This window comes from Enterobacter sp. KBR-315C3_2022 (assembly GCF_041399425.1).
In the GTDB taxonomy this organism is placed as follows: Bacteria; Pseudomonadota; Gammaproteobacteria; order Enterobacterales; family Enterobacteriaceae; genus Enterobacter.
In genome coordinates this window covers 1-853 of sequence record NZ_JBGKEB010000067.1, presented here as the reverse complement: position 1 = coordinate 853, position 853 = coordinate 1, and the positions used below count along the sequence as shown (strand labels likewise).

Below are 853 nucleotides of genomic sequence, written 5' to 3'. Positions count from 1 at the left end.
TGACTGGGGTGAAGTCGTAACAAGGTAACCGTAGGGGAACCTGCGGTTGGATCACCTCCTTACCTTAAAGAACCTGCCTTTGTAGTGTCCACACAGATTGTCTGATGAAAAAACAGCAGTAAAAATCTCTGCAGGCTTGTAGCTCAGGTGGTTAGAGCGCACCCCTGATAAGGGTGAGGTCGGTGGTTCAAGTCCACTCAGGCCTACCAAACTCCTTTCAAAGGATGAGCGGTACAGAGATTGCAAACGATGGGGCTATAGCTCAGCTGGGAGAGCGCCTGCTTTGCACGCAGGAGGTCTGCGGTTCGATCCCGCATAGCTCCACCATCTTTACTGCACAAACAAGAAAACTTCAGAGTGAACCTGAAAAGGTGCACTGCGAAGTTTTGCTCTTTAAAAATCTGGATCAAGCTGAAAATTGAAACGACGCACCTTTAATGGTGTGTTCGAGTCTCTCAAATTTTCGCAAAGCGATGATGAATCGAAAGAAACATCTTCGGGTTGTGAGGTTAAGCGACTAAGCGTACACGGTGGATGCCCTGGCAGTCAGAGGCGATGAAGGACGTGCTAATCTGCGAAAAGCGCCGGCGAGGTGATATGAACCCTTGACCCGGCGATGTCCGAATGGGGAAACCCAGTGCAATTCGTTGCACTATCGTTTGATGAATACATAGTCAAACGAGGCGAACCGGGGGAACTGAAACATCTAAGTACCCCGAGGAAAAGAAATCAACCGAGATTCCCCCAGTAGCGGCGAGCGAACGGGGAGCAGCCCAGAGTCTGAATCAGCGCGTGTGTTAGTGGAACGGTCTGGAAAGTCCGACGGTACAGGGTGATAGTCCCGTACACGAAA

2 tRNA genes and 2 rRNA genes are annotated in these 853 nt (G+C 50.4%); all 4 read left to right on the top strand.

The window, feature by feature from the left end:
- Window positions 1-62, top strand: a 16S ribosomal RNA gene (locus tag AB8804_RS23275); the annotation flags it as partial.
- Between the two features lie 70 nt (window positions 63-132).
- Window positions 133-209 (top strand) — tRNA-Ile (locus AB8804_RS23270).
- A gap of 42 nt (window positions 210-251) precedes the next feature.
- Window positions 252-327: transfer RNA gene (locus AB8804_RS23265), tRNA-Ala, on the top strand.
- Window positions 328-507: 180 nt separating this feature from the next.
- A 23S ribosomal RNA gene (locus AB8804_RS23260) occupies window positions 508-853 on the top strand; the annotation flags it as partial.